Here is a 3264-nt window from a genome sequence, read left to right as displayed (position 1 = left end):
GCTGAGAGCAACGGCGACCCAAAGCCCTTCGTCTGGACTGCCGACCCGGATCGCATCATCCAGGCCGCAAAGCGCGGGCACCAAATGTTAGACTCGCACCACTAGGCGGCATCCTGATGCTCGCCTGGGTGATCTCCTGAGGCACGTCAGCCCGTAGGAACGCTTCCAATTGCAGACGCTTTGCTCCCAACGATGATCAAGGAGCGAAGCCGTGACCCCAGCTGATACGCCAATGCCTGGCGCTGATCTCCAGCCCATCGAAGATGCACCGAAGCAGCCTGATAAGAAGCCACCGGCAATTCCTGAGGAAGATGATCCGGCGATCAAAGAGACCGAGGAGCAGCCGAGCTAACCCTGCTTTCCTGAGGTTGCCGAGTACAAAAAGCCCCGGATCGTCAAGCGACCGGGGCTTCGTTTGTGGCACAGGGCCGAGTGCCCCTGTGCGACAGGCTTTCAGACGATCAGCAATCGTCGCCCGACTTGCCGACTGCCTGGTTCGCGCCAGCGTTGTTCATAGCGCCAACAGTTCCGGGAGATGCAGGCTGCTGACCACCAGCAAGGTTCTTGCTCGCTGGATCTTCGTTGCCCTTGGCAGTTGTGCCGGCGCCGGGCTTGTCACCGACACCCTGGTTGGCACCAACGTTATTCATGGCACCGACCGTACCAGGCGAGGCAGGCTGCTGGCCACCCGCGAGGTTCTTGCTACCCTGATCAGCAGCTGAGCTTTTGTCGTTTGCAGCATGCTGCTCAGGAGTTTTCCCCTTCGCTGCCCCGGTATTGCAGGGTGCGGCAAGGGACGTTCCGGCCGTAAGCGCAAGAATGGCTGCAGCGCTCGCAATCATCGAAAGCTTCACAGGTTGTTCCTCCATATTTTGTTATCGGGAGGGTCAATCCCGTGCTCAGAGCATCGGTTCCCAGAAAGAATGGTCGTTCGGCAATATCGGTTGCCAGAATGCCTCTCTGAACATTTGTGTCGACCTCACAGCTTTGCTGTATCAATCTCTAAGAATGAAATCTATAGAACGGTGTATCGTAGCAGTAGCAACGTTTAACTTCGAGAAAGGTTTATCTATGCACTGACCTCTCATCCTCCCAGGAACAGGTCAGTGCCGGCGACATGAGCGTTCCTCCAGATCTGATCGTGTCGCCGGCTTCACCTATCGTCTCGCTGCCGGACGATTACTCGGCCTGGAAACCATGCCCTGCCGGATCACGACATGGGGCGAGAGCCAGGCGCGCCGCTGGGAGATCGCGGAGAACTTGCACCGCGCCGACCTCACGACCCTTCAGCGCAACGAGCAGGTCGCAGAGTGGATCGCGCTGACGGAGGCAGAGGCACCCGAGAGAATTTTGGGGCAACTTGCCCCAAAAATCGGTCGCGGCCGACCTGAAGGTGGCGTCCGCGCTGCGGCCCGCGAACTTGGGATCGAGCACAAGGAAGCTCGGCGCGCCACCAAGATCGCCAGCATCTCTCCCGCAGCGAAAGAAGCAGCCCGCGCAGCCGGCCTCGGCAACAACCAGACGGCCCTTCTGAGGGTCGCCGCGGCCGAGCCTGAGCGGCAGGCGGACGTCGTGCAAGAGATTGTCGCCGCTCGACCGGCCGCGCGCCCAGGCCTTATCCGTCGACCCCGAGACCCCCCTTCCGTCTTTGTGTCGAAGAAGGCCGCCGCTGGCTGATACGGCCAATTTTTCAGATCATTGGCCAGTAGGCTTGGTGGCGGGAGCTGGGGCGACAGGAGCACCAGGCGCCGCAATGGGCACAGTCGGCGCCGGGGCGGTCGTCGCAGGTGGGTTGGCGGCGTTGGCCTTCTCGGCCTTCTTCTCGTCGTTGCAGGCACCAAGCGCGAGCATGCCGATGAGAGGCAAAAGGGTGCGCATACGCAGTCTGGTTCGCCGACGAGGCTCGGGTCGGCCAGAAGAACACGATCACCCAGCGCTGGACCAAGCGCGGCACGCGCCCCTCAGCCCCGAAGGACCAGCGCACCGCCTCCGCCTACATCTTCGGCGCCATCTGCCCGGCACAGGGAACGGGCGCCGGTCTCGTTATGCCCCGCTGCACCACCGAGGCGATGGCCCTGCACCTCGAAGAGATCGCCCAGGCCGTCGCCCCTGGTGCGCACGCCGTCCTGCTGCTCGATCAGGCCGGCTGGTACACGACGAAGAACCTCGCAGTGCCCGGCAACATCACCCTGCTGCCGTTGCCGGCCCGTTCCCCCGAACTCAACCCGGTCGAGAACCTCTGGCAGTTCATGCGCGACAACTGGCTCGGCAATCGAACCTTCACATCCTACGCCGACATCCTCGACCACTGCTGTCACGCCTGGAACACCCTCATCGACCGACCCGGGCGCATCATGTCGATCGGACGCCGCGAATGGGCCTATGGGTTCTGATCAATGAGGATTGGTATTAGGGGCCAGTACTACGAGGCGGCGCTCATCGTCCAGGCTGTTTCCTGGTACCTGCGGGGCCTGATGGGGTGGACGGCCCCCACTACGGCATCGCTGTGCCAAGACAAGGCCATTGGGTCCCATAGACAGGAGCCGTCCACGATACCGGTTAGCTCCATCGGCCTCGATCTAGCGAAGGATGTCTTCCAGGCCCGCGGCAAGGTCCTCATGCGACAGCCGACGCATTGGGCCGATGTCTTGCCCTCACGATCTTTGCGCGCGAGCAGCGATGCCGAGCCAAAATGGTAAAGAAAACGATCGTTTCCGTACAACCTTGCGGTATGCGCCTGCTACACCATCACTCGCGCTACCGTTAAGGCAATCTCAAGCATGCGTATGCATCCTGACCTCAACGGTAGGGATGAACCATCTACCTTGGTTTGGCCTATGCCAGTTGTGGTTTCGAGCAGGAAAAGCCTTCTGAATGGGTTCGTGGCAGAGGCAAGGGACAATGAGCGCCGAGGTGCCGGAACACGCCTTCTTCCAGGATGAGGCTTTGTTGGCAGCAGCCGAGGGTGCAAGCCAAGCCGTGCAGCTCCTGCTGGGCGAACACGTGGACCCGGCTGTCGCGCAGTTGATCGCGGCCTACACCTTGGTGGCGTTCTCCTCCGCAGGCGGCTGCCAGGAGCCCTCACGTGGGACCCTGGAGGACCTTGTGCTGGATCTGCACACGCCGTCTGTGGACCCGACCCACCTCGATCCGGGATGGCTCCTCTAGTGGTTAAGGTCTGACGGTTGAGTCCGCGTGGGGTTTCGGTTTGAGGCCTGTCCTGCGAGTCTGGCGGGATGCGCAGTGGCATCTCCTTCACGCTCT

The 3264-nt window shown here is 61.6% G+C and carries 4 protein-coding genes and 1 pseudogene; 4 read left to right on the top strand and 1 reads right to left on the bottom strand.

Annotation, left to right across the window (positions count from 1 at the left end; translation table 11 throughout):
* Positions 1 to 211: 211 nt before the first annotated feature.
* Positions 212 to 352, top strand: a complete 141-nt coding sequence (locus ASF41_RS25270) for a hypothetical protein (RefSeq protein WP_156653409.1) — start codon at positions 212 to 214, stop codon at positions 350 to 352.
* Positions 353 to 461: 109 nt separating this feature from the next.
* Here the strand turns inward: ASF41_RS25270 and ASF41_RS24345 are convergent, their stop codons facing one another.
* Positions 462 to 854: an exopolysaccharide production protein YjbE gene (locus ASF41_RS24345; protein WP_407067307.1), complete on the bottom strand. Its 393-nt coding sequence runs from the start codon at positions 852 to 854 to the stop codon at positions 462 to 464.
* A gap of 343 nt (positions 855 to 1197) precedes the next feature.
* Between ASF41_RS24345 and ASF41_RS20375 the strand changes: the two genes are divergently transcribed.
* From ASF41_RS20375 to ASF41_RS20360, 3 genes and pseudogenes are all read left to right on the top strand, one after another.
* Positions 1198 to 1677 (top strand): hypothetical protein, encoded by a 480-nt coding sequence (locus ASF41_RS20375; RefSeq protein ID WP_056496487.1) that lies wholly within the window; start codon positions 1198 to 1200, stop codon positions 1675 to 1677.
* Between the two features lie 206 nt (positions 1678 to 1883).
* A pseudogene (locus tag ASF41_RS20370) lies at positions 1884 to 2393 on the top strand (IS630 family transposase); the annotation flags it as partial.
* A 556-nt stretch (positions 2394 to 2949) separates the two neighbouring features.
* Positions 2950 to 3168, top strand: coding sequence for a hypothetical protein (locus ASF41_RS20360; protein WP_210166998.1), 219 nt, complete (start codon positions 2950 to 2952; stop codon positions 3166 to 3168).
* The last annotated feature ends 96 nt before the right edge of the window (positions 3169 to 3264 follow it).

The sequence above is a fragment of the Methylobacterium sp. Leaf111 genome (genome assembly GCF_001423285.1).
In the GTDB taxonomy this organism is placed as follows: Bacteria; Pseudomonadota; Alphaproteobacteria; order Rhizobiales; family Beijerinckiaceae; genus Methylobacterium.
This window is presented reverse-complemented; position numbering and strand designations above follow the sequence as displayed.

What these genes read in the sequence shown, in the direction of transcription:
- ASF41_RS20375 (WP_056496487.1), top strand. Translation starts at nt 1,198, where the DNA reads ATGCCCTGCCGGATCACGACATGGGGCGAGAGCCAGGCGCGCCGCTGG.